This is a genomic window from Streptomyces argenteolus, from assembly GCF_042902585.1.
GTDB lineage: Bacteria > Actinomycetota > Actinomycetes > Streptomycetales > Streptomycetaceae > Streptomyces > Streptomyces argenteolus.
Genome location: NZ_JBIBEG010000004.1, coordinates 342,903 through 365,234 on the forward strand (window position 1 = coordinate 342,903; position 22,332 = coordinate 365,234).

Annotated in this window: 19 protein-coding genes and 1 pseudogene; 6 read left to right on the plus strand and 14 right to left on the minus strand. The window is 72.1% G+C overall.

Annotation, left to right across the window (positions count from 1 at the left end; genetic code table 11):
* Positions 1-4: 4 nt before the first annotated feature.
* On the minus strand, positions 5-1,357 hold the full coding sequence (gene glsA / locus ACFY8O_RS17520) for a glutaminase A (protein WP_145807508.1): 1,353 nt from the start codon (positions 1,355-1,357) through the stop codon (positions 5-7).
* Between the two features lie 46 nt (positions 1,358-1,403).
* Positions 1,404-1,898, minus strand: a complete 495-nt coding sequence (locus tag ACFY8O_RS17525; RefSeq protein ID WP_145807510.1) for a DUF1269 domain-containing protein — start codon at positions 1,896-1,898, stop codon at positions 1,404-1,406.
* Positions 1,899-2,035: 137 nt separating this feature from the next.
* Between ACFY8O_RS17525 and ACFY8O_RS17530 the strand changes: the two genes are divergently transcribed.
* Together ACFY8O_RS17530 and ACFY8O_RS17535 are read left to right on the plus strand one after the other, a co-directional pair.
* The gene (locus tag ACFY8O_RS17530; RefSeq protein ID WP_387903188.1) at positions 2,036-3,151 is read left to right on the plus strand and encodes a baeRF3 domain-containing protein; all 1,116 of its coding nucleotides are present in this window, start codon (positions 2,036-2,038) and stop codon (positions 3,149-3,151) included.
* Between the two features lie 111 nt (positions 3,152-3,262).
* Entirely contained in the window at positions 3,263-3,670 is a 408-nt protein-coding gene (locus ACFY8O_RS17535) for a hypothetical protein (protein ID WP_387903191.1), read from the plus strand.
* Positions 3,671-3,741: 71 nt separating this feature from the next.
* Here ACFY8O_RS17535 and ACFY8O_RS17540 read toward each other — a convergent pair whose 3' ends face one another.
* The 10 genes from ACFY8O_RS17540 to fdh form a co-directional block, all read right to left on the minus strand.
* Positions 3,742-6,129 carry a phosphoketolase family protein gene (locus ACFY8O_RS17540; protein ID WP_387903194.1) on the minus strand — a complete coding sequence of 796 codons (2,388 nt, stop codon included), beginning with the start codon at positions 6,127-6,129 and terminating at the stop codon, positions 3,742-3,744.
* Between the two features lie 10 nt (positions 6,130-6,139).
* Positions 6,140-7,546, minus strand: a complete 1,407-nt coding sequence (locus tag ACFY8O_RS17545; RefSeq protein WP_387903197.1) for an NADP-dependent succinic semialdehyde dehydrogenase — start codon at positions 7,544-7,546, stop codon at positions 6,140-6,142.
* A gap of 141 nt (positions 7,547-7,687) precedes the next feature.
* Entirely contained in the window at positions 7,688-8,149 is a 462-nt protein-coding gene (locus ACFY8O_RS17550) for an ATP-binding protein (RefSeq protein WP_145807520.1), read from the minus strand.
* 152 nt (positions 8,150-8,301) lie between these two features.
* Complete coding sequence (locus tag ACFY8O_RS17555) at positions 8,302-10,398, minus strand: xanthine dehydrogenase family protein molybdopterin-binding subunit (RefSeq protein ID WP_387903200.1); 2,097 nt, start codon at positions 10,396-10,398, stop codon at positions 8,302-8,304.
* A gap of 40 nt (positions 10,399-10,438) precedes the next feature.
* Positions 10,439-11,434, minus strand: a complete 996-nt coding sequence (locus ACFY8O_RS17560) for an FAD binding domain-containing protein (RefSeq protein ID WP_387903202.1) — start codon at positions 11,432-11,434, stop codon at positions 10,439-10,441.
* Positions 11,431-12,003 (minus strand): 2Fe-2S iron-sulfur cluster-binding protein, encoded by a 573-nt coding sequence (locus ACFY8O_RS17565; protein ID WP_387903204.1) that lies wholly within the window; start codon positions 12,001-12,003, stop codon positions 11,431-11,433. The genes ACFY8O_RS17560 and ACFY8O_RS17565 overlap by 4 nt, the downstream gene beginning before the upstream one ends.
* A gap of 38 nt (positions 12,004-12,041) precedes the next feature.
* Complete coding sequence (locus tag ACFY8O_RS17570; RefSeq protein ID WP_387903207.1) at positions 12,042-12,437, minus strand: hypothetical protein; 396 nt, start codon at positions 12,435-12,437, stop codon at positions 12,042-12,044.
* An 11-nt stretch (positions 12,438-12,448) separates the two neighbouring features.
* Complete coding sequence (nrfD, locus tag ACFY8O_RS17575) at positions 12,449-13,417, minus strand: NrfD/PsrC family molybdoenzyme membrane anchor subunit (protein WP_387903209.1); 969 nt, start codon at positions 13,415-13,417, stop codon at positions 12,449-12,451.
* Positions 13,414-14,328 (minus strand): 4Fe-4S dicluster domain-containing protein, encoded by a 915-nt coding sequence (locus ACFY8O_RS17580; RefSeq protein WP_387903212.1) that lies wholly within the window; start codon positions 14,326-14,328, stop codon positions 13,414-13,416. Before ACFY8O_RS17580 ends, nrfD begins: the two co-directional genes overlap by 4 nt.
* Positions 14,325-17,597 carry a formate dehydrogenase gene (gene fdh / locus ACFY8O_RS17585; RefSeq protein WP_387903215.1) on the minus strand — a complete coding sequence of 1,091 codons (3,273 nt, stop codon included), beginning with the start codon at positions 17,595-17,597 and terminating at the stop codon, positions 14,325-14,327. Before fdh ends, ACFY8O_RS17580 begins: the two co-directional genes overlap by 4 nt.
* 398 nt (positions 17,598-17,995) lie before the next feature.
* On the opposite strand from fdh, the gene ACFY8O_RS17590 reads away from it, so the two are divergent.
* From ACFY8O_RS17590 to ACFY8O_RS17600, 3 genes are all read left to right on the plus strand, one after another.
* Positions 17,996-18,331: a DUF6479 family protein gene (locus ACFY8O_RS17590; RefSeq protein WP_145807536.1), complete on the plus strand. Its 336-nt coding sequence runs from the start codon at positions 17,996-17,998 to the stop codon at positions 18,329-18,331.
* Positions 18,332-18,358: 27 nt separating this feature from the next.
* Positions 18,359-19,279: a cation diffusion facilitator family transporter gene (locus tag ACFY8O_RS17595; RefSeq protein ID WP_145807538.1), complete on the plus strand. Its 921-nt coding sequence runs from the start codon at positions 18,359-18,361 to the stop codon at positions 19,277-19,279.
* Positions 19,280-19,382: 103 nt separating this feature from the next.
* The gene (locus tag ACFY8O_RS17600) at positions 19,383-20,210 is read left to right on the plus strand and encodes a VOC family protein (RefSeq protein WP_387903218.1); all 828 of its coding nucleotides are present in this window, start codon (positions 19,383-19,385) and stop codon (positions 20,208-20,210) included.
* Positions 20,211-20,389: 179 nt separating this feature from the next.
* On the opposite strand, the gene ACFY8O_RS17605 is transcribed toward ACFY8O_RS17600, so the two are convergent.
* Positions 20,390-20,962, minus strand: a complete 573-nt coding sequence (locus ACFY8O_RS17605; protein ID WP_145807542.1) for a DUF6328 family protein — start codon at positions 20,960-20,962, stop codon at positions 20,390-20,392.
* Positions 20,963-21,262: 300 nt separating this feature from the next.
* Here ACFY8O_RS17605 and ACFY8O_RS17610 point away from each other — a divergent pair, with 300 nt between their 5' ends.
* Complete coding sequence (locus tag ACFY8O_RS17610; protein ID WP_145807621.1) at positions 21,263-21,649, plus strand: VOC family protein; 387 nt, start codon at positions 21,263-21,265, stop codon at positions 21,647-21,649.
* 68 nt (positions 21,650-21,717) lie between these two features.
* Here ACFY8O_RS17610 and ACFY8O_RS17615 read toward each other — a convergent pair.
* Positions 21,718-22,188: pseudogene (locus tag ACFY8O_RS17615) on the minus strand (GNAT family N-acetyltransferase); the annotation flags it as partial.
* Between the last annotated feature and the right edge of the window lie 144 nt (positions 22,189-22,332).

Below are 22,332 nucleotides of genomic sequence, written 5' to 3' on the forward strand. Positions count from 1 at the left end.
GACTTCAGCCCGGTCCGGCCACGGCCTGCGCGCAGCGCTCGACGGCTTCCTCGCGGGAGCCGAAGCGCGGCAGGTCCTGGCCGGTACGCTCCCTCACCAGGTCCGGCGGGCCGAGCCGGTCGCCGGGATCGACGACGGCCGCGCGCCGCCCGTCCTGCGCGAGCCGGGCCAGGCCCGCGTGCAGCAGCGCGAGGGCCACGGAGTCGGCGCCGGTCACCTCACGCAGGTCGAGCACCACTGCGCCCGCCCGCTCCGGGCCGGTCTCGTCCAGCGCGTACAGCACACGCTCGGCGGCCGTGCAGTCGAGGGCTCCCTGCGCCGCGACCACCCCGACCCGCTCGCGCAGCGCCCGCTCGCGCCGTCCGGAGGGCGCGGAGGGGAGGACGTCGGCGGTGGTGACCAGCGTGACGGTGGAGCCGGGCAGCGCCGGGTTCCGCATGAGGTGGAGCCCGAGCCGTTCCGAGAGCGCGCCGATCGCGGCACTCCCGCGCACCGATGTGCCCGCCGCGTCCAGGGGTGTGCTGTAGGTGGCCAGGCCGAAGCGCGCGGGTCCCGCGGCGATCAGCCCGCCGGACACCCCGCTCTTGGCCGGCAGCCCCACCCGCAGCAGCCACTCACCGGAGGCGTCGTACATCCCGCAGGTGGCCATCACGGAGAGCACCTGCGCCGCGACCTCCGTCGACACGACGGTCTCGCCGGTGACCGGATTGACCCCGCCGTGTGCGAGGGTCGCCGCCATCACGGCCAGATCGACGGCGGTGGCGCGCACCGCGCACTGCCGGAAGTAGGTGTCGACGGCGGCGACCGGATCCACCGGGAGGGTCCCGGTGCTGCGGAGGAGGTAGGCCAGGGCCCGATTGCGGTCCCCCGTGCTCGCCTCGGAGCGGTACACGTCCTCGTCGACGTCGAGGCGCCGCCCGGCGAAGCGGCTCAGACAGCTCAGGACGGCCGTGAAGGCGGGGACGGCCGCACGGTCCGGGACGAGCGCGGTGGTCACGATGGCGCCGGCGTTGACCATGGCGTTGGCAGGCCGACCCGTACGGGGTTCCAGGCTGATGGCGTTGAACGCCTCGCCGCTGGGCTCCGCACCGACCCAGCGGCTCACCTCGTCGAGCCCCAGCGTGGACAGGGCGAGCGCGTAGACGAAGGGCTTGGACACCGACTGGAGGGTGAAGGCCGCGTCCGCCGCACCGGCGCTGTAGCAGTGTCCGTCCATGCTGACGAGGGCGATCCCGAAGGCGTCGGGATCGGACCGCGCGAGTTGCGGGATGTAGTCGGCGCGCCGGCCGCCCCGGACGCCGGCGTAGCGCGCGTGGAGCTCGCGCAGCGCGTCCGTGACGGCTTCGCTGGCGGCCATCAGCGGCCCGGCGGGCGCCGCCCGGGTCCGGCCGCGCGAGCACCCGTCATTCCGACTCGTCGCCGAAGATCTCGCGGAGCTTGGCCTCGCGTCCCGTGTCGAGGTTGCTGTGCAGGAGCTCGGCGCCGCCGCCCGGCAGGGACTCGCTGATGCGGCTGGGCACCTCGTCCGTGGTGAGCAGGAAGAGCGCGGAAGTCCCCGGCGTCACCTGTTCCTTGACCTCGGCGATGAAGTCGTCGTCGATGCCGATGTCGGCGAGCTTTCCGCCGAGCGCCCCGGCCGCTGCCCCGATTGCGGCGCCGAGCAGCGGCATCAGGAAGATGAGCCCGAAGAGCATGCCCCAGAAGGTGCCACTGAGCGCACCCGCGCCGACGAGGTTGATCAGCTGCTTCGTCCTGGGCTTCGAGCGCTCGGCCGGCCACGTCACGACGGCGGCGTCGAGGATCTTGATCAGCCCCTCCTTCTGGAGCGACTTCAGCGCGGTCTCCACGTTCTCGGCGCCCTCGGCCGACTGGAACTTCCACACAGTGAGCGTGGACATCGCATGCACCTCCGGAGAGAACGGAATAATTCGCCCATATTAGGATCAAAAGGTATGAATTGACTCGTCGAACGACCCGCTCCGCGCCTTGGGGGCGGCCCCAGCACCACGGACCCCGACCCCTCCGGGAGACAACGATGGACACGGACGCCCTGACCCCCGGCCTATTGCAGGACCTTCGCAGGAACCGGCCCTATCCGGCCCTGTCCCTGACGATGCCGACCCACCGCAAGGCGCCGGACAACGCCCAGGACGCCGTACGGCTGCGCAACCTCGTGGCCGAGGCGGGCAACCGCCTGGAGTCCGACCCCCGGGTGACCCGCGAGGCGGGAGCGGCGGTGAAGGCCCAGCTCGACCGGGCGGTGGAGGAGGTGGACCAGCGCCGGGCCCTGGACTCCCTGGTCATCCTCGCCGACGCGGACGAGTACCAGATCTGGCAGCTGCCACGCACCGCCCCCGAACGGGTGGTCCTCAGCGACAGCTACCTGACCCGCAACCTCGTCGCCGCCAAGGCCGGGGCGAGGCTCTTCTGGGTCCTCGGCTTCTCCGCGGAGCACGCCACGCTGTTCTCCGGCACGAACGAGGGGCTGCGCGCCGAGAAGCGGGGCGGCTTCCCCCTCTCCGCCCCGCACGAGGAGCCCAATCCGCAGCGCGAGGAACGGATTGGCGACACCCCGAGCACGTACAGCAGCGAGGACACGCGCAACTTCCTGCGCACGGTCGACGAGGCGCTGCGCGGGGTCATGGCCGCCGACCCTCGCCCGCTCTTCCTCGTCGGCCTCCCGCAGGCGCTCTCTCTCCTCGACGAGGTGGGCGAGAGCGCGAAGCCGGCCGTCGGCCGGGTCGCGAAGGGCACGACCGCCGACACCACGGCGCCCGAGCTGCTCAAGGAGGTGAGCCCGGCACTGGAGGACTGGCGCGCGCAGGCCGCCGCCGAGATCCGGAGCAGGTTCGACAACGCCCGCAGCAGCCGCTCCTTCGCGGGCGGTCTCGACGAGGTGTGGCTGGCCGTCCGGGAGGGCCGGGCGGGCCTGATCGCGATCGAGGAGCACTTCGCCACGACGGTCAGGGTCACCGACGGGCATCTGGAGCCGGCCGGGCCGGACGCCACACCGGACACGGACGGCCAGGTCCGCGAGGACATCGTCGACGAACTCGTCGAGGCCGCGCTGGACAACGGCTGCGAGGTGTCCTTCGTCGCCGACGACTCCCTCGCGGTCCACGGACGCATCGCAGCGGTTCTGCGTTTCTGACCGCGTGTCCTGCGTGAGGATTATGTGAAGTATGTCTAGGTTTGGCGCTCCGAAGTCGATCTCACGGTGCCGCCCCTCCCCGGTCGCGCCGTGCACGAAGGAGAGCCATTCATGGACCGATTCAGGCGCGCCTCGGCGGCAGCCCTGCTGACAGCGGTGGCACTGGCCGGCGCGGTGGGCGGGGCCGTGGCCTCGTCCGGTGTCCCCGCACCGCCGTCCGGGGCGAGCGCGCAGGACCTGGCGACCCGGCCGGCCCTCTCCGCCCACGCGACCGCGCGGAGTGTCGGCGCGTGGGAGGAGTTCCGCGTCCACGGTTCCGCGCGGAACATCACCCCCGGCACCCCGGTCACCCTCCAGCAGAAGCAGGGCAAGCGCTGGGTGTCCCTCCCGGCCACGATGAAGACCGCCCGCAGCGGTGAGTACAGCCTGCGGGTGAAGCTGGGCATCAAGGGGGAGAACGCCCTCCGGATCACCGGTGGCGGCGCCGTCTCACCCGTCGTCCGCACGACAGTGAACTGACGAGTCGTCACCCTGCGCGTCGGCCGGCCTGCGAGGAAGCAGGCCGGCCGAGGTGCGTGGCAGCGCGGCGGTCAGCCCTCCCAGACCCAGTCGGCCACCTCGGGAAGGTCCGTGCCGTGCTCCCGGATCCAGTCGTGGTGCCTCGCGCGGACGTCCGCCATGGCCTGGCGTACGGCGACGGCGCGCACCCCCAGCCCGGGCACCCGGTCGACCACGTCCATGACCAGCCGGTAGCGGTCGAGGTCGTTGCGGAGGACCATGTCGAACGGCGTGGTGGTGGTCCCCTCCTCCTTGTAGCCGCGGACGTGCAGGTGGGCGTGGCCCGCCCGCCGGTAGGCCAGGCGGTGCACCAGCCACGGATAGCCGTGGTAGGCGAAGATCACCGGCTTGTCCCGGGTGAACAGGGCGTCGTACTCCGCGTCCGGCATCCCGTGCGGGTGCTCCTCGTGCGGCAGCAGCCGCGTCATGTCGACCACGTTCACCACGCGCACGGCGAGCTCCGGCAGGTGCCGCCGCAGCAGTCCGGCCGCCGCCATCGTCTCCAGCGTGGGCACGTCCCCCGCACAGGCCAGCACGACGTCGGGCTCGCGGCTGCCGTCCTCGGTGCCCGCCCATTCCCAGACGCCGGCCCCGCGGGCGCAGTGCGCGCGGGCCTCGTCGAGGGTGAGCCAGTCGAAGCCCGGCTGCTTGCCCGCGACGACGACGTTCACGTAGTCCCGGCTGCGCAGCACGTGGTCCGCGGTGGACAGCAACGTGTTGGCGTCCGGCGGCAGATAGACACGGACGACCTCCGGGCTCTTGTTGAGGATGTGGTCCACGAACCCCGGGTCCTGGTGCGAGAAACCGTTGTGGTCCTGCCGCCAGACGTGCGAGGTGAGCAGGTAGTTCAGCGAGGCGATGGGCGCGCGCCAGTGCAGCCGCCGCGAGGTGCGCAGCCACTTGATGTGCTGGTTGACCATCGAGTCGACGATGTGGGCGAAGGCTTCGTACGAGGAGAACAGGCCGTGCCGACCGGTGAGGAGGTACCCCTCCAGCCAGCCCTGGCAGAGGTGTTCAGAGAGCACCTCCATCACACGGCCGTCGCGTGCCAGGTGCTCGTCGGTGGGCAGGATCTCTGCCTGCCAGGCCTTGCCGGTGGCGCCGTAGAGCGCGCCGAGACGGTTGGACTCGGTCTCGTCGGGGCCGACGACCCGGAAGTCCCTGCGCTCGGCGGTGGCCGCCATGACGTCTTCGAGCAGCCCGCCCAGGACCCGGGTGGGCTCGTGCAGGACGGTCCCGGGCTTGTCGACCCGCACCGCGTGGTCCTCCAGGGGCGGCAGGGGGAGGTCACGCAGCAGCAGCCCGCCGTTGGCGTGCGGGGTGGAACCGAGGCGTGCCGCGCCCTCGGGGACGCAGTCCAGGACCTGGGCGGTGGGCCGGCCGTCGGCGTCGAAGAGTTCCTCGGGCCGGTACGAGCGCATCCACTGCTCCAGCATGCGCAGATGGGCGGGGTCGTCCCGGACGCCGGGCAGCGGGACCTGATGGGAACGCCAGGTGCCCTCCACCGGCAGGCCGTCGACCTCCGCCGGCCCGGTCCAGCCCTTGGGAGTGCGCAGCACGATCATCGGCCAGCGGGGGCGTCCGGAAGCGCCGCCGGACCGGGCGGCCTGCTGGTGCCGGGCGATCGCGTCGACGGCGCGGTCCATGGCCGCCGCCAGCGCGCGGTGGACGGTGGCGGGGTCGTCCCCCTCGACGTGGAGGGGGTCGTGGCCGTATCCGCGCAGGAGGGCGTCGAGTTCGTCCTCGGGCAGCCGGGCGAGAACCGTGGGATTGGCGATCTTGTAGCCGTTGAGATGCAGGATCGGCAGGACCGCCCCGTCGTGCACGGGGTCGAGGAACTTGTTGGAGTGCCAGGACGCCGCCAGGGGCCCGGTCTCCGCCTCCCCGTCCCCGATGACACACGCGACCAGCAGGTCCGGGTTGTCGTAGGCGGCGCCGTAGGCGTGGGTGAGCGCGTACCCCAGTTCCCCGCCCTCATGGATGGAGCCCGGGGTCTCCGGGGCCACGTGGCTCGGCACACCACCGGGGAAGGAGAACTGCCTGAACAGCACGCCCATCCCGGCGCGGTCGCGGCTGACGTCGGGGTAGGTCTCCGAGTAGCTGCCCTCCAGCCAGGAGTTGGCGAGGACGGCCGGCCCGCCGTGCCCCGGCCCCCAGACGCACAGGGCCTTCCGCCTTCTCGCCTTGACGATCCGGTTCAGGTGGGTGTGGACAAGGTTCAGCCCGGGCGAGGTGCCCCAGTGACCCAGGAGCCTCGGTTTGATGTGCTCGGGGGCCAGCGGCTCGTCCAGCAGCGGGTTCGCCATCAGGTAGATCTGACCGACCGCCAGGTAGTTGGCCGCCCGCCAGTGGGCGTCGAGCGCGGCGAGCTCGGTGTCGGACAGGACGGATGCCGCGGACGGCGAGGGGGCGTCGGTCATGAGGGCTCTCCTAGCGGGCGTCCGAGTCGGGGCCGTACCAGACGGTGGTGGCGTTGCAGAACTCCCGGATGCCGTGCCCGGCAAGCTCGCGTCCGTATCCGGAGCGCTTCACCCCGCCGAAGGGCAGCGCGGGGTGCGAGGCCGTCATCCCGTTGAAGAAGACCCCGCCCGCGTCCAGGTCGCGTACACAGCGGTCCATCTCGCCCTGATCACGGGTCCAGACGTTGGAGCTGAGCCCGAAGGGCGTGTCGTTGGCGACTTCCAGTGCCTCGTCCAGGTCCGCCACCCGGTAGAGCGTCGCGACCGGGCCGAAGGTCTCCTCGCGGTGGATGCGCATGCCGGGGGTGATTCCGGTGAGCACGGTGGGCTCGTGGAACCAGCCGCGGTCCAGCCCTTCGGGCCGCCCGCCCCCGCACAGTGCGGTGGCACCCTGGCCCAGGGCGTCGCCGACGAGTTCCTCCAGGTCGGCGCGGCCCTGCTCACTGGAGAGCGGCCCCACGTCGGTGGACTCCTCCAGGGGGTCGCCCACGGTCAGGGCCCGCATCCCGGCGGTGAACCGCTCGGCGAACGCGTCGTACACGTCGGTGTGCACGATGAAGCGCTTGGCCGCGATACAGGACTGCCCGTTGTTCTGCACGCGGGCGGTCACCGCGGTGGCGGCGGCCTTCTCGATGTCCGCGGAGGGCAGGACGACGTACGGGTCGCTGCCGCCCAGCTCCAGGACCGTCTTCTTCACCTCGTCACCGGCGACGGAGGCGACCGCGCGGCCGGCGGGCTCACTGCCGGTGAGGGTGGCCGCCGCGACCCTGGGGTCGCGCAGCACCGCCTCGACGGCTCCCGAACCGATGAGCAGCGTCTGGAAGCACCCTTCGGGGTAGCCGGCCCTGCTGAAGAGGTCCTCGATGTACAGAGCCGTCTGCGGGACGTTCGAGGCGTGCTTGAGCAGCCCGGTGTTGCCCGCCATGAGCGCCGGTGCGGCGAAACGCATGACCTGCCAGAGCGGGAAGTTCCACGGCATCACGGCGAGGATCACGCCCAGGGGGCGGTAGTGCACGCGGGCGCGCGAGGCTCCGGAGTCCTCGACGTCCGTGTCGTCGGGGTGCTCGTCGGCGAGCAGGCGCTCGGCGTTGGCCGCGTACCAGCGCATCGCCTTGGCGCACTTGGCCGCCTCGGCGCGGGCGGCCTTGACGGGCTTGCCCATCTCCACGGTCATCGTGCGGGCGATCTCGTCCTGGTCCTCGTCCAGGAGATCGGCCGCCCGGTTCATGAGGCGGGCGCGCTGGGCGAAGTCCGTGGTGCGGTGGTGGCGGAACGCCCGGTGGGCGGCGGCGAGCCTGCGCTCGATCTCCTGCTCGTCCAGTGCGTCGAATGTCCTGAGCGTCTCGCCGTTCGCGGGATTGACCGTCGCGATGGGCATGGCAGTGCCTCCTTGCGTGTTTCTTCGACCGTGCCGCGCCGTGCCGCGGCGCGCAACGCGGCCCCCCACGCACACGTACCCGGCCGGCGCGGATCATGCGTGTTCGGCACACGCCGTCCGCACCGGCCGGGGACCACTGGGTCACACGAGTTCGGCGACCGGAGCTCCCAGGAACGTACGCCCGCCGGGGAGCGGCGTACGCGGGAGCAGTTCCGTGGGGCACGGCGTCTCCGCGTAGCGCGTGAACCACACGACCTTGCCATCGGCGGTCCGGCAGGTTCCCCAGCTGTCGCTCAGGGCCATGACGCGGCTCAGGCCGCCGCCACCGCCGTCGAGCAGCCGGGGCATCCGGGAATCGTTGTCGGCCACGGACACCGTCAGGTGCCGGCCGGTCCAGCGGAGCTCGACGACGCAGCGGTTCTCGTCGCCGACATGACGCTGGACGTTCGTCAGGAGCTCATCGGCGGCCCGGCACACCGGCCGGACGTGCAGATCGAGGCTCCAGTGACGAAGGTGTGCGGCGACGATGCGCCGCAGCTGGGAAATGCGCTCTGCCGACACCTGCAGTTCGACCAGATAGTGCCGGTCGAGTGGAACGGTCATCGTCGAGGCTCCTCACCACGAGGCCCACATGCTTCACCCCGTCTGACCAACGACCCCCGAACACGAAGCGTGAGCAGTTGTCACTTCTGGGTCACTCATCAGGGTGACCCGAGTGGGCCGGTCGCGCAACCGATGCCTCCGGTCACCGGACGTCACGGCAGGTAGGGCAGCAGCTTGTCCGGGGTGAGGGGCAGCTCGCGCAGCCGGGCACCGGTGGCGTGCCGTACGGCGTTCCCGATCGCGGCGGCGGTCCCCACGATCCCGATCTCCCCGATGCCCTTGCTGCCCATGGGGTTGAGGTGCGGGTCCTCCTCGTCGATCCAGTGGGCCTGGATGTCGGGCACGTCCGCGCAGACCGGCACGTGGTAGGAGGCCAGGTCCCTCTCGGTGAAGTCTCCGAAGACGGGGTCCATGGTGCTGCTCTCGGTGAGGGCCATGCCGAGCCCCATGACCATGCCCCCGATGAACTGGGAGCGTGCCGTACGGGGGTTGAGGATGCGTCCGGCGGCGTACACGCCGAGCAGCCTGCGCACCCGCACCTCGCCGGTGAGGGAGTCGACCGCCACCTCGGCGAAGTGCGCGCCGAAGGCGTGCCGGGCGTACGGGGACTCCTGCGCCGCCTCCTCGCCGGTGTCGGCGGTGGCGGTGATCCCCTCGGCCGGGAGCTGCCCGGGGTGGTCGGCGAGCCGGGCCGCGAGGACGGTGGCCGCCTTGTGCACGGCCGTTCCCCAGGAGGCGGTGCCCGAGGAGCCGCCCGCCACGGACCCGGTGGGCAGGTCGCTGTTGCCGATGGCGATCGTGACGCGCTCCTGGGGCACGTCCAGGACTGACGCGGCGATCTGCGCGAGGACCGTGCGGGCGCCGGTGCCGATGTCCGTGGCGTTGACCTCGATGCGGAAGGTGCCGTCCGGCGCGGCGTGTGCCGACGCGGCGGACTTCGACAGGAGGACGGGGTAGGTGGCGGAGGCGACGCCGGTACCCAGGAGCCACGGCCCCTCCTCGCGGGTGGCGGGCTGCGGGTCCCTGTCGTACCAGCCGAACCGGCGGGCGCCCTCGCTCAGACAGGCCGCGAGGTTACGGCTGCTGAAGGGTCGTCCGCTGTCCGGCTCGGTCTGCGGTTCGTTGCGCAGGCGCAGTTCGACCGGGTCGATCCCGAGGACGCAGGCCAGCTCGTCCATGGCCGACTCCAGGGCGTACATGCCCGACGCCTCCCCCGGTGCGCGCATCCAGGACGGACTGGGCACGTCGAGGGCCGCCACCCGGTGCTCGGTGCGGCTGTGCGGTGAGGCGTACATGACCCGGGCCGGTACGGCGGCCTGTTCGACGAACTCCTTGAGCCTCGACGTGTGCGTGGCGATCTCGTGCGAGACCGAGGAGAGGACCCCGTCGCGGTCGGCGCCCAGCCGGACCCGCTGCACGGTGGGTGCCCGGTGGCCCACGATCGCCGCCATGTAGCGACGGGGCAGGGCGAGCTGGACGGTGAGCCCGGAGTGACGCGCACCCATCGAGGCGAGCACCGCCTGGGGGCGTGGGGTGCCCTTGGAGCCGAAGCCGCCGCCCACGTGCTCCGACACGACGGTGATGCGGTCGCGGTCGAGGCCCAGGGCCTTGGCGAGACTGTCGCGGACGGTGGTGGAGCCCTGGCTGGAGTCGTGCACGGTCAGGTGCCCGTCGGCCCAGCGGGCGGTGGAGGCGTGCGGTTCCATCGGGTGGTTGTGCAGGCCCCGCAGGGTGTAGGTCGCGTCGATCCGCACGGGAGCGGCGTCGAACGCGCGGGCTGCGTCACCGCGTTCACGGAGACCGGGGAACCCGCCGTTGGCCTCCTCGGGGGTGTAGAGGCCCGGGTGGCCCGCGGTCAGGACGACGTCGTGGCCGGTGGTGGTGTATTCGACGTGCACGGCCTCGGCCCCCGCCCGTGCGGACTCCAGGCTCTCGGCGAGCACGAGGGCGACCGGCCAGCCCCGGTGCGGCACCCGGTCGTCCTGGAGGACGGAAAGGATCGGGTCGTCGGGCTCCTCGAGCCGCGGTGCGTTGTCGTGGGTCAGGACGGTGTGCACCCCGGGCAGGGCGAGCGCGTCGGCCGTACGGATCGCGGTGACGCGCCCGCTCGCGACGCTCGCCGGGACGATCCAGCCGTACAGGCAGCCGGGCTCGGGGTGCTCGGCGGCGTAGCGGGCGGTGCCGGTGACCTTGTCCCGGCCCTCGCGGCGGACGACGGGCGCGCCCAGTGCCTGGGGGGATTCGCTCATGACGGTGTCCTCGGTTCGTCGTGGTGTGCGGGCCTGCGGATCAGACCGCTGCTGCCTGTGAGGTGAGTTCGGCCAGGGCGCCCGAGGCCAGTCTGCGGGCCAGGTCCACCTTGAATCCGTTGTCGCGCAGCGGCCGTGCGGCCGCGAGCTCCGCGTCCACCGCCCGGGCGAAGGCCTCCTCGGTGGCGGGTCCTCCGCGCAGCACGTCCTCGGCGGCACGCGCCCGCCACGGCCGGTGCGCCAGCCCGCCGAAGGCGAGCGCGGCGTGTTCGACCCGGCCCTCGCGCACGCGGAGCACGGCGGCGACCGAGGCCAGCGCGAACGCGTACGAGGCACGGTCGCGTGCCTTGCGGTAGAGCGAGGGGCCGACGGCGGCGGGAGGCGGCAGCACCACCTCGGTGATCAGTTCTCCGGGGCGGATCACCGTGTCCTGGTCGGGATTGTCGCCGGGCAGCCGGTGGAAACCGGTGACGGGCACGGTCCGCTCGCCCTCGGGCCCGTGCAGCACGACGGTGGCGTCGAGGGCCGCGAGGGCGACCGCCATGTCCGAGGGGTGGGTGGCCACGCAGTCCTGCGAGTGGCCGAGGACCGCGAGGTCGCGGTGGGCACCCTCACGGGCGGGGCAGCCGGAGCCCGGCGCACGCTTGTTGCAGGGCTTGGAGACGTCCTGGAAGTACGGGCAGCGGGTGCGCTGGAGGAGGTTCCCGCCGGTGGTGGCGGTGTTGCGGAGCTGCCCGGACGCCCCGGACAGCAGAGCCTGCGTCAGCGCGGGGTAGTCGCCGCGCACGCCGGGGTGGGCGGCCAGGTCGCTGTTGCGTACGGTCGCACCAATGCGGAGCCCTCCGTCCTCGGTGCGGGTCACCTGGTCCAGGGGCAGCCGGCTGACGTCGATGAGCAGCCCCGGCGACTCCACGCCGAGCTTCATCAGGTCCACGAGGTTGGTACCGCCCCCGAGGAACCGGGCGGCGGGATCGGCGGCGCAGGCGCGGACGGCTTCGGCGACGGATCCGGGGCGCAGATAGGCGAAGGGTTTCACGGGGCCACGTCCTCGATCGCCTGGACGATGTGGGGGTAGGCGCCGCAGCGGCAGAGGTTGCCGCTCATCCGTTCGCGGATCTCGTCCGCTCCGAGCGGGGCGGGCCCCTGGCCCGCGAGGGCCGCGCGCGGGGTGGCGTGGGAGGGATGGCCGTCCTGGGCCTCGCCGAGCATGCCGACGGCCGAGCACAGCTGGCCCGGGGTGCAGTAGCCGCACTGCAACGCGTCCCGCTCCAAGAACGCCGCCTGGAGGGGGTGCAGCCGCTCGCCCTCGGCCAGTCCCTCGACCGTGGTGAGGCGGGCGCCGTCCTGGGCGACGGCCAGCAGGAGGCAGCTGTTGGCGCGCCGGCCGTCCACGAGCACCGTGCAGGCGCCGCACTGGCCGTGGTCGCAGCCCTTCTTCGCGCCGGTGAGCCCGAGGTGCTCGCGCAGCGCGTCCAGCACGGTGGTGCGGTTGTCGAGCGTCAGGGTCCGTTCCGTGCCGTTGACGTGGAGCGTGAGGGTGGAACGGTCGTCGGGAGCCGGCATCCGTGCCGTGTCCGCGTCGACGGTCCCGGGGGTGGCATCCATGTACGCGTACCTTCCGGGTTCGGGTGGTGCGGCCTGGGTCAGGCGGTGCGGTGACTCTCCAGGCGCAGCCGGATCTCCTGCTCCTGGTCGCCGGCCGCCGTGCCGACGACGCGGACGGCGAAGGCGTCCGCGAGGTGCTCCCGGAGACGGCCGACCGCCCAGTAGCCGCCTTGCGCCTCGACGGTCACGGGTGCCGACAGCCGTGCGGGGCCCGCCCCGGCCTTCGTCTCGCTGACGTCGACGGTCGCCGTCCACACGGTGGGGCGTGTCGCCGACGCGTCCTCGGGCGCGTCGCCGGCCGGGCGGTCGGATTCGAACGAATGGCGCAGTACGTCGAACACGGTGCGGGCGTCCTCCTTCGGGCATCCGGTCACCGCGACGACGACGTCACCGCTCTCCTGGTGTTCGTGTGTCTGTCCCTGCGTGCTGTTCACCCTGGTTCCTTTCACCGGGAGCGCTCGGAGCGCTCCGCGTCCTGTGTCTGCTGTGCGCGCTCCGCGCGCCGGCGGGCCGCCTCCCGCTGGGGAGCGATCGTGTGTACGGGGTCCTCGGCCGAGGCGACGCCCGCCGCGAACACCCCGAAGCGTGTGCAGGCCGAGCCCGCGAGCAGCGCGAGACCCGCCCCCGCCGCCGCGGGACGGCTGCGGTGCCCGAGCACGAGGGCCGCCGCGGCCCCTGCGGCGGTGAGTCCCCGCGCGGTGCGCAGGAGCGTGCCGGCCCGGCCCTCCCGGTACGTCACCGCGACGCTCCCCAGCCGCCGTTCCACCGCCCGGCTCGCGGTGAGGTCCGCGACGGCGGCGAGCGCGGCGGCGCGGCGGGCCGGAGCGTTCTCGTGGACGGGCCCGGTGACCAGCGCCATTCCGGCGGCAGCCGCGGTCGCCGAGGCCGCGAAGAGGTACGGGAGTTCGCGGTGCGCGCCGTGCCACGCGGGTACGGCCGTGTCGGCGGCAAGGACGGCGGTGTACGTGGCCAGGCCGGGGCCCAGCACTGCCGCCGCAGCGGTGGCCGCCGCCCCGGTCCTGGGCAGCCGGCCGGTGACCGCGCTGAGCGCGGCGGTACCGGCGGCGGGGCCGTAGGCGGAGAGCAGCCAGGAGCCCATGCTCATCGGGGAGGTCGGTTTGAAGACGCGGAGCATGTGCGCGAAGCGCGAGGGCCTGCCGAGGTCGTGGACGAGCGCGGCCGCGGAGAGGCCGACGGCCGCGAGCGAGGACACCTTCAGGGCCGTCGCCGTGGTGCCTCGGCCGGTCAGCTGGGCGCCGGCGGCGAGGACGGACCCGGCGCCGGCGAGCCCGCCGAGGAAGAAGTAGCCGGCGATGTCCTGCGCGGACCACGAAGGGGCCTTGATGACGGGGCGCCCGTAGTACGAGACGAACTCCTCGCGGTCCTTGCCGGGCCTGGTCGTCCGGGGGCTCATGTCCGCCCACTCCTTCGGGTCAGCGCGGGTAGTGCGAAGGACAGGGCGGCGCCGGTGGCCAGCGACAGGGCGGCGATGCCGGCGTGGGCCCACATGGCGGGCAGATCCCGGGTGGTAACCACGGGTTCCGGGGGCAGTCCGTACACCTCGGGCTCGTCGAGGAGGAGGAAGAACGCACCGTCCCCGCCGACCCCGTCGTCCGGATCGTGGCCGTACAGCCGCGCCTCGGTGACTCCGGCCGTGTGGAGCTGGTCCACCCGGAGCGCGGCACGCTCCCTGAGCTCGTCGAGCGGGCCGAACTGGATGGACTCGGTGGGGCACGCCTTGGCACAGGCGGGTTCCTGCCCCGCCCCGAGCCGGTCGTAGCACATGGTGCACTTGAACGCCCGGCCGTCGGAGGGGCGTTGCTCGATGACCCCGTACGGGCAGGCGGGCACGCAGTATCCGCAGCCGTTGCAGATGTCCTCCTGGACGACGACCGTGCCGAACTCCGTGCGGAACAGCGAGCCGGTGGGACACACGTCCAGACAGGCGGCGTGGGTGCAGTGCTTGCAGACGTCCGAGGACATCAGCCAGCGCATTCCGGTGCCGTCGGCAGCGTCCGGGTCCGGCGTGCCGGGCCCGGGTTCGACGAGAGGCAGGCTGGTGCGGCCCTCGGGTACCGGCTGCTCGACGAAGGCGACGTGCCGCCAGGTGGAGGCGCCGAGGCCGACGGTGTTGTCGTACGACATGCCGGTGAGCGAGAGGCCGTCCTCGGGGAGGGCGTTCCACTCCTTGCAGGCGACCTCGCAGGCCTTGCAGCCGATGCAGACGGACGTGTCGGTGAAGAATCCGGCGCGCGGCGGATGGTCCTCGTGCCCCGCGTCGCCCGCCGGGTCCGGCTCGGGCCCGCTGAAGAAGCGGCTCCTCATGTCTCCTCCCGCGTTCCGGTGGTCTCCGTGATCCCCGCGCGGCGGCGGTACTCCGCGACGAGTTCGAGCAGTGCGGGGCCCCGGGGCCTGCGTCCGGGCCGGATGTCGGCGGTGAGCGCCTTGTCCTCCTGGATCAGCGCGTTGGGGTCGAGCGCGACGGCCACCAGTTCGTTGGCCGCGTCGCCGGTGGCGACCCCGTTGGGCCCCCAGTGGAAGGGCAGGCCGATCTGGTGCACGGTCCGGCCCCCCACGGTGAGGGGTGTGATCCGGCGGGTCACCATGACGCGGGCCTCGACGGCGCTGCGCGCCGTGACGACGGTCGCCCAGCCACCGTGCTCCAGCCCTCGTTCCGCGGCGAGCTGCGGCGACACCTCGCAGAAGAACTCCGGCTGAAGTTCCGACAGGTACGGCGACCAGCGGCTCATCCCGCCCGCCGTGAAGTGCTCGGTGAGCCGGTGGGTCGTGACGACGTACGGGTAGACGTCCGCGCCGGGCTCGTCGCCGCTCGGGTGGTAGCGGTTGCCTTCGTGCGGATGCAGCTTGCGCACCGGTGAGCGGGACCGGGAAGGGTGGAGCGCGTTGGTGAAGGGCGAGTCCTGCGGTTCGTAGTGCGTGGGCAGCGGGCCGTCCTCGAGCCCTGCCGGGGCGTAGAGCCAGCCCTTGCCGTCGGCCTGCATGATGAACGGGTCGTCACCGCGCAGCGCGTCGGGTCCCCTGGCACCCGGGTCCGGTACGTGGCCGGGGGCGCGGTCGGGCACGAAGTCGGGGACGTCGTGGCCCGTCCAGCGGCCCTCGGCCTCGTCCCACCAGACATACGCCTTGCGGTCGCTCCACGGCGCGCCGTCCGGGGCGGCGGAGGCACGGTTGTAGAGGATGCGCCGGTTGGCCGGCCAGGCCCAGGCCCACTCCGCCGCGACCCAGTCCTGCTCGGTGTGGGGCTTGCGGCGGGCGGCCTGGTTGACGCCGTCCGCGTACACCCCGCAGTAGATCCAGCAGCCGCACCTGGTCGAACCGTCGTCCTTGAGCTCGGTGTAGGCGGAGAGCGGGGCGCCGTCAGGGCCGTGGCCGTTGATCTCCGCCAGTACCGCCGCCGCCACGGGTTCCGCGAGCGGTCCGTCGACGGGATAGTCCCAGGTGAGGTCCTGCACGGCACGGTCCATGGGATCGGTGGACCCAGCGAGGCGTTCCTTGATGCGGCGGCCCAGGTGGTAGGTGAACCAGAGGTCGCTGCGCGCGTCACCCTCGGGTTCCACGGCCGCGTGGTGCCACTGGAGCCAGCGGTTGGTGTTGGTGAAGGAGCCGGACTTCTCGGTGTGCGCCGCGGCCGGGAAGAAGAAGACCTCGGTGCCGATCTCCTGCGTGGTCATCTCCCCCGTCTCCGTCTCGGGGCCGTCCTGCCACCAGGTGGCGGACTCGATGAGGGAGAAGTCGCGGACGACCAGCCATTCGAGCTGGGCCATGCCGAGCCGCTGGAGCCGGGTGTTGGCGGAGCCCACGGCCGGGTTCTCGCCCATGAGGAAGTAGCCCTTGCACTCGCCGGCGAGCTGCGCCATCACCGTCTCGTAGGTCCCGTGAGAGCCGGTGAGCCGGGGCAGGTGGTCGAAGCAGTAGTCGTTCCCGGCGGTGGCCGCGTCACCGTAGTAGGCCTTGAGCAGGCTGACGAAGTAGGCCCGCATGTCGCCCCAGAAGCCCTTGTCGGTGCGGCTCGCCCGGATCAAGGCGTCCAGGTTCTCGTGGGCGTGGGCGTGGGGCATCGGCAGGTAGCCGGGCAGCAGGTTGAAGAGGGTGGGGATGTCGCTGGAGCCCTGGATCGACGCGTGTCCGCGCAGCGCCTGGATGCCGCCGCCGGGTCGCCCGATGTTGCCGAGGAGCAGTTGGAGCACACTGGCTGCGCGGATGCACTGGGCTCCCGTGGTGTGCTGGGTCCAGCCGACGGCGTAGACGAAGGCGGAGGTGCGGTCCCGGCCGGAGTTGGCCGTCAGCGCCTCGCACACCTCCAGGAACTGTTCCCGTTTCACCCCGCAGATCTCCTCGACCATCTCGGGGGTGTAGCGGGCGTAGTGGCGCTTGAGGATCTGGTAGACGCACCGGGGGTCCGTCAGCGTCTCGTCGCGCGGCGGCCAGGCACCGGCCTGCGGGCCGCCCGAGCCGTGCGCCTCGGACGGGGCGGCGGCGTGGACCCGTTCGTGTGCCGCTCCGTCGTCCGTCCTGTCCTCGTACTGCTCGTCGACGTCCCCGGCGGGCGCCTGCACCTCGGCGTCGCGGTACTGCCAGCTGCGGGGGTCGTAGTGGCCCCGCTCCTCGTCCAGGCCGGAGAAGACTCCGTCGAGGTCCTCGGTGTCCTGGAAGTCGTCGCCGACCAGCGTGGCGGCGTTGGTGTAGGCGAGGACGTACTCGCGGAAGTCCTTCCCCTCCGTCAGGACGTGGTTGATGACGGCGCCGAGGAACGCGATGTCGCTGCCGGCGCGGATGGGCACGAAAAGATCCGCGAGAGCGCTCGTGCGGGTGAAGCGGGGGTCCACATGGATGATCCGGGCGCCCCGGGCCTTCGCCTCCATCACCCACTGGAAGCCGACGGGGTGGGCTTCGGCGAAGTTGGACCCCTGGATGACGATGCAGTCGGAGTGCTGGAGGTCCTGCATGAACGTGGTCGCTCCGCCTCGGCCGAACGAGGTGCCGAGGCCCGCCACGGTGGAGCTGTGGCAGACCCTCGCCTGGTTCTCGACCTGGACGACGCCGAGACCCGTGAAGAGCTTCTTGATCAGGTAGTTCTCCTCGTTGTCCAGCGTGGCGCCGCCGAGGCTGGCGATCCCGAGGGTCCGTGCCGTACGGAGGCCGTCGTGCTCCCACTGCCAGGTGCGGCGCCGGGTCTCGACGACACGGTCCGCGACCATGTCCATCGCCGTCTCCAGATCGAGCGGCTCCCAGTCGGTTCCGTAGGGGCGCCGGTAGAGCACCTGGTGGCGACGGGCCGTCCCGGTGGTGAGCTGGAGGGTCGCGGACCCCTTGGGGCACAGCCTGCCTCGGCTGACCGGCGAATCGGGGTCGCCCTCGATCTGGACGACCTTGTCGTCCTTGACGTAGACCTGCTGTCCGCAGCCGACCGCGCAGTACGGGCAGACCGATCTGACGACGCGGTCCGCCGTGGCCGTGCGCGGCGTGGTCGCCTCGGTCCCGGGCGACATCACCGCGCGCCCTCGGCCCAGAGGATCACCGCCGGTCAGCTGCCGGAACGCAGGCCAGCGGCCGAGCGAGTTGCGTACTCCCATCGCGTTTCCTCCAGCGGTCCGGTGACTGACTCCAGGCTCACCCCACGACCGCCCGTCGGCGACACGAACACCACCGGATCCGGCTCCGCGGGAGGAACCTCAGCGAGCCGCCTACCCGATGTGCCGGGCGGAAACGTGGAGACGGGGGGGTGTCCTCGGCCGACCGGCACGGAGCAGGCATGCGGGGCGTATCGCCGGGAAGCCGACCGGGGGCGTGGTGACCGGAGACGGGGCGGCCTGCACCGTTCCGTGGGGCCGCGTCCACGACAGGAGCCTGCTCGGTCATCATCACCTAGCCGATGTGAACCATATGAAACACATTTACCAGGACATCGCCATAAAACATGAATTCATGTCAATGGCTGTCTGCGATCGTTTCCCCGGGGTATGCGCCATGCATGGACGTAACGAACGGAGCATGGGAATCGCTCGCCAGCACCGGCGGAGGCGGCGGCCCGGGTGCGGTGGGTGTGATCATCGGCATCGTCGGCCTGGCCGTGGTGCTTCTGCTGATCGGTGGTTTCTGGTTCGGGATGAGGCGCCGGGACAAGGAGTCACCGCCCCCGCGCCCCGACGAGCAGCCGCCGCGTCCGGACCACCGGACGGAGATCCAGGAAAGTGGCAAGCACGGCTCGGACAGCTTCCCCGAGAACGGTCACGCGTTGTCACCGTACGAACTCGGAAGCCACGGTAATGAGGTGATCCCGCCCGACACCGAGCGACCGCGCGACTGAGGTCGGCGCCATCTTGATGGGGGGTACATGAACGGGTCGAAGTCCGATCACAGGACCCGGACAACGGTCCTGGTCGCGCTCGCCGCCAACCTCGTCATCGCCGTGGCCAAGGGGGTAGGGGGATTCCTCTCGGGATCCCCCGCCCTCCTGTCCGAAGCCGCCCACTCCGTGGCGGACAGCGTGAACGAGGTCTTCCTGCTGGCCGCTCTGCGGCGCAGCCGCCGCCCCGCCGATGCCCGTCACCCCTTCGGGTACGGCAAGGAGCGCTACTTCTGGTCCCTGCTCGCCGCCGTCGGCATCTTCGTCGTGGGCGGCTGCTTCTCGTTCTTCCAGGGTTTCGAGGCACTGAGCCGGGACGAGCACGAGTCCCCCGAGGGCTACACGGTGGGTCTCGTCGTCCTCGGGGTCGCGTTTCTCGCCGAGGGCGGTTCGCTGGTCCGTGCACTGATGCAGCTCCGCGCCGAGCGGGGCTCCGGAGCCGCCCGCGACCCCGCGCTGCGGACGGTCGTCGCCGAGGACAGCACGGCCGTACTGGGTGTCCTGCTGGCCATGGCCGGCATGGTGCTGCACCTGGTCACGGGGGACGTCGTGTGGGAGGCGTCGGCCTCCCTGGGAATCGGTCTGCTGCTGGTCTACGTCGCCTTCCGCCTCGGCAAGGACGCCAGGGACCGCCTGATCGGGGAGTCCGCCGACCCCGAGCTCCGTCACGGCGTGCAGCGGTTCCTCACCTCCCAGCCCGAGATCGACAACGTCGCGGCCCTGTTCACCATGGGGCTCGGCCTGGATTCGGTCCTGGTCGCGGCCCGGGTCGACCTGGCACCAGGCATCGACAGCGAAGAGGTGGAACAGGTCTCCGTGCGGCTCAAGGGATCGATCGCCCGCAGCTGGCCGGAGGCCGAGCACGTCTTCCTCGACATCACGAACGCGCCACCCCGGGGCGGGGCCTGATCGCACGGCCCGCGTGTTGCGGAAGTGGCCGGGGCACATGAGGCTGGTCCTGGCCGCGCGGCACCGAAGAAGTCATGCCGCAGAACCGATAAGGCAGTGGACCATGAACCCTGGCGAACCGCGGACCGTGCCGGAACCGGCAGTGCTGAGCGGTGTGAGCGCTCCGTGCTGGGTCCACCTGGTCACCCGCGACCTCGATGACGCGCAGCGCTTCTACGGGGCCGTCCTGGGCTGGACGTTCCGCCGCGGCCCGCTGGGCAGGGACTTCGTGATGGCGCGCTCCGACGGAGTGCCGGCTGCGGGGATCGGCGCGGTCGCCTCCGCCTACCAGGTGGCCGTGGCCTGGATGCCGTACTTCTCCGTACCGGACGCCGATCTCGTGGCCGGCCGTATCCGCGAACGCAGCGGCACGGTGGCCGTGGGGCCGCTCACGATCGGGCAGGGCCGCGCTGTCCTGGCAGCCGACCGGGACGGCGCGTCCTTCGGCATCTGGGAATGGACAGGGCGCGCCTCGACCCTCGCACCGGCCGGGAACCGCGCCCACGCCTGGCTCAGGCTGCGCACGAGGGACGCCTTCGACGCGGCGATCTTCTACGGCGAGGTGCTCGGCTGGGAGAGCGGGGAGTCCGGAGGCTGCGAGGTGGCGTACGTCAAGGAAGAGGTGCTCGTCCGCTGCAACGGCCGTCCACTGGCCCGGATCAGCTCCGGCGCGGTGGAGTCGGCCCCCGACCCGCAGGTGCGCCCGCACTGGCAGGTGCAGTTCCCGGTCGCCGACGTGGAGGAGACGGTACTCGCCGCGGAGCGGCACGGAGGGCGCCTGATGGAGCGGCGCGACGTTCCGCAGGGCAGCGAGGCGACGCTGCGGGACCCCGACGGCGCCCTCTTCACCGTGACGGACGTACGCAGCCCCGCGAACGCCGACGACGACTGAACCGCTCCCGGCCGAACGCCGACGACTGACCCTCTCGGCCGGATGACGCGCCGACCGGCCGAACGCCGACGGCCGAACGACACCCCGCCGAACGACGCCGCCGTCGACCGAACTGCTGTCGGTCGACGGCGGCGACTGAACCGCTGCGGGCGAACGGCCCCCCTTCCCGGCTCCCCGGGTCAGGAACGCTTGCCCGGGTCCTCGGCGTCCGGCGGTTCGGGGGCGTCAGCGGGACGACGGCCGTCCCGGCGGGCGATGGCCCAGAGCGGGAAGACGAACCAGCAGACCAGGAACCACAGGGCCATGGCGCCCACCAGCCAGAGCGCCACCACGTTGTGCAGGGCCACCCGGAGGATGAGCAACAGCGTGCTGCACATCGTGCAGAAGAGCAGCCCGAGCCCCAGTTTCGTCAGGCGCGAGGCCCAGGTGACCGTCTGCGGTTTCATCCGGCGGCCGGTGAGGAGCCGGTGGTACGACACGGGTCCTATCAGCGCAGCCGCGGTCGCGGACCCCAGCATGACGGTCACCACGTAGATGTTCCGGTCCACGGTGGAGAGGTCGGCGAAGCGGGGCTGGAAGACCACCGCGAGCAGGAATCCGAAGAGGATCTGCACACCGGTCTGAGCCACCCGGAGTTCCTGCAGGAGGTCGCCCCACTGCCGGTCCGCGCGCTCCTCCTGCGTCTCCTGGCGTCCGCTGCGCGGATTCGTCCAGCCCTCGTCCTTGCCGTCGTCCGCCGATGTCCGTCCCATCGATGCCTCCCCACCTCGTCGAGGTGGTACCTGTGCCCCGAGAAGCCGTGGTGAATCGTGGATCCTCGTGTTCCCGGGCGGTCGCCGAGCACTGCGGCCACCGATCCACTCCATGGTGGCAGCAGCCGGGAAATCCACCACATCACCGGTGGGAGGGGCGAGGGGCACCGGCCGCCCCGGGGTCGAGCCCTCGACGCCTCGTGACGTCTCGCCTAGGCTCGTCGTACGGCATCGCGCGTCGGTCACCGGCTGGGTGAGGCGTGGAGGTAGCCCGTGAGTGCCTTCTGGAGGCATTCCACCGTGTCCGTCGAGTTGAATCACACCATCGTCCATTGCCGGGACAACCGGGAGTCCGCGGATTTCCTGGCCCACGTCCTGGGTCTCACCACCGGAACCGAATGGGGCCCCTTCATTCCGGTCGTCCTCGCGAACGGCGTCACGCTGGACTTCGCGACCGTCCCCGCCGAGTCGATCACCGCGCAGCACTACGCGTTCCTGATCTCGGAGGCGGAGTTCGACACCGCCTTCGAGCGGATCCGGGAACAGGGACTCCCGTACTACGCCGATCCCCACGGGAAGCACCCCGGCGAGATCAACCACAACGACGGCGGGCGCGGGGTGTACTTCCCCGATCCCAGCGGTCACGGGATGGAGATCATCACCCGCCCGTACGGTGGCTGGGCGTAGGTTCCGCCCTCCCCCACCGCGTGTGGGCCGGCCGGAACTCCGGCCGGGCCACACGGCTCAGGGGCGCCGCCGACCCTGAGGCGCAGCTCGGGACGCTCCCACATCACCGCGGGCGGCCGGGCGGCGACGGTGCCGGTGCGCTCCGCGCCCACGCCGAGGTAGAAGCCCTCGGCCGGCGGGTGCGCGACGACACGGACGGCGTCCAGGCCCGCGCGGCGTGCCTCCTCACACAGGTGAGCGATGAGCAGGCGCCCGATACCCCGGCCCTGGGCGTCGTCCGCGACGAACATCAGGTCGAGTTCCGGTGGGGACAGGACCAGCGCGTAGAAGCCGAGGATTCGCTCGTCGTCGACGGCCACGTGAACGGCGTGCGCCTCGATGTAGTCGGGGCCGACCTTGTACCCCTCGACCATCGGAGCGTACGGGCCCTCGTAGGCACCGGACGAGGTCACCAGGCGTGTGAGCCGCTTGGCGTCCCGGGCCACGGCCCGTCGCACCCGCACCTCGCCGCCCCGGCCTCTGCTCACACTCGCTCTCATGGGGCGAGTATCACCCACTCCGGGAGCCCGGCACATATCCGCCCGACCGCGCCTCCGCCCGGGGGTGTGCCCCGGGCGCCACTCCCCCACCGCGCGCCGACGCCGGGCTCGGGCGGCGCCGTCGAGCTTCCGGAGTCGGTCACT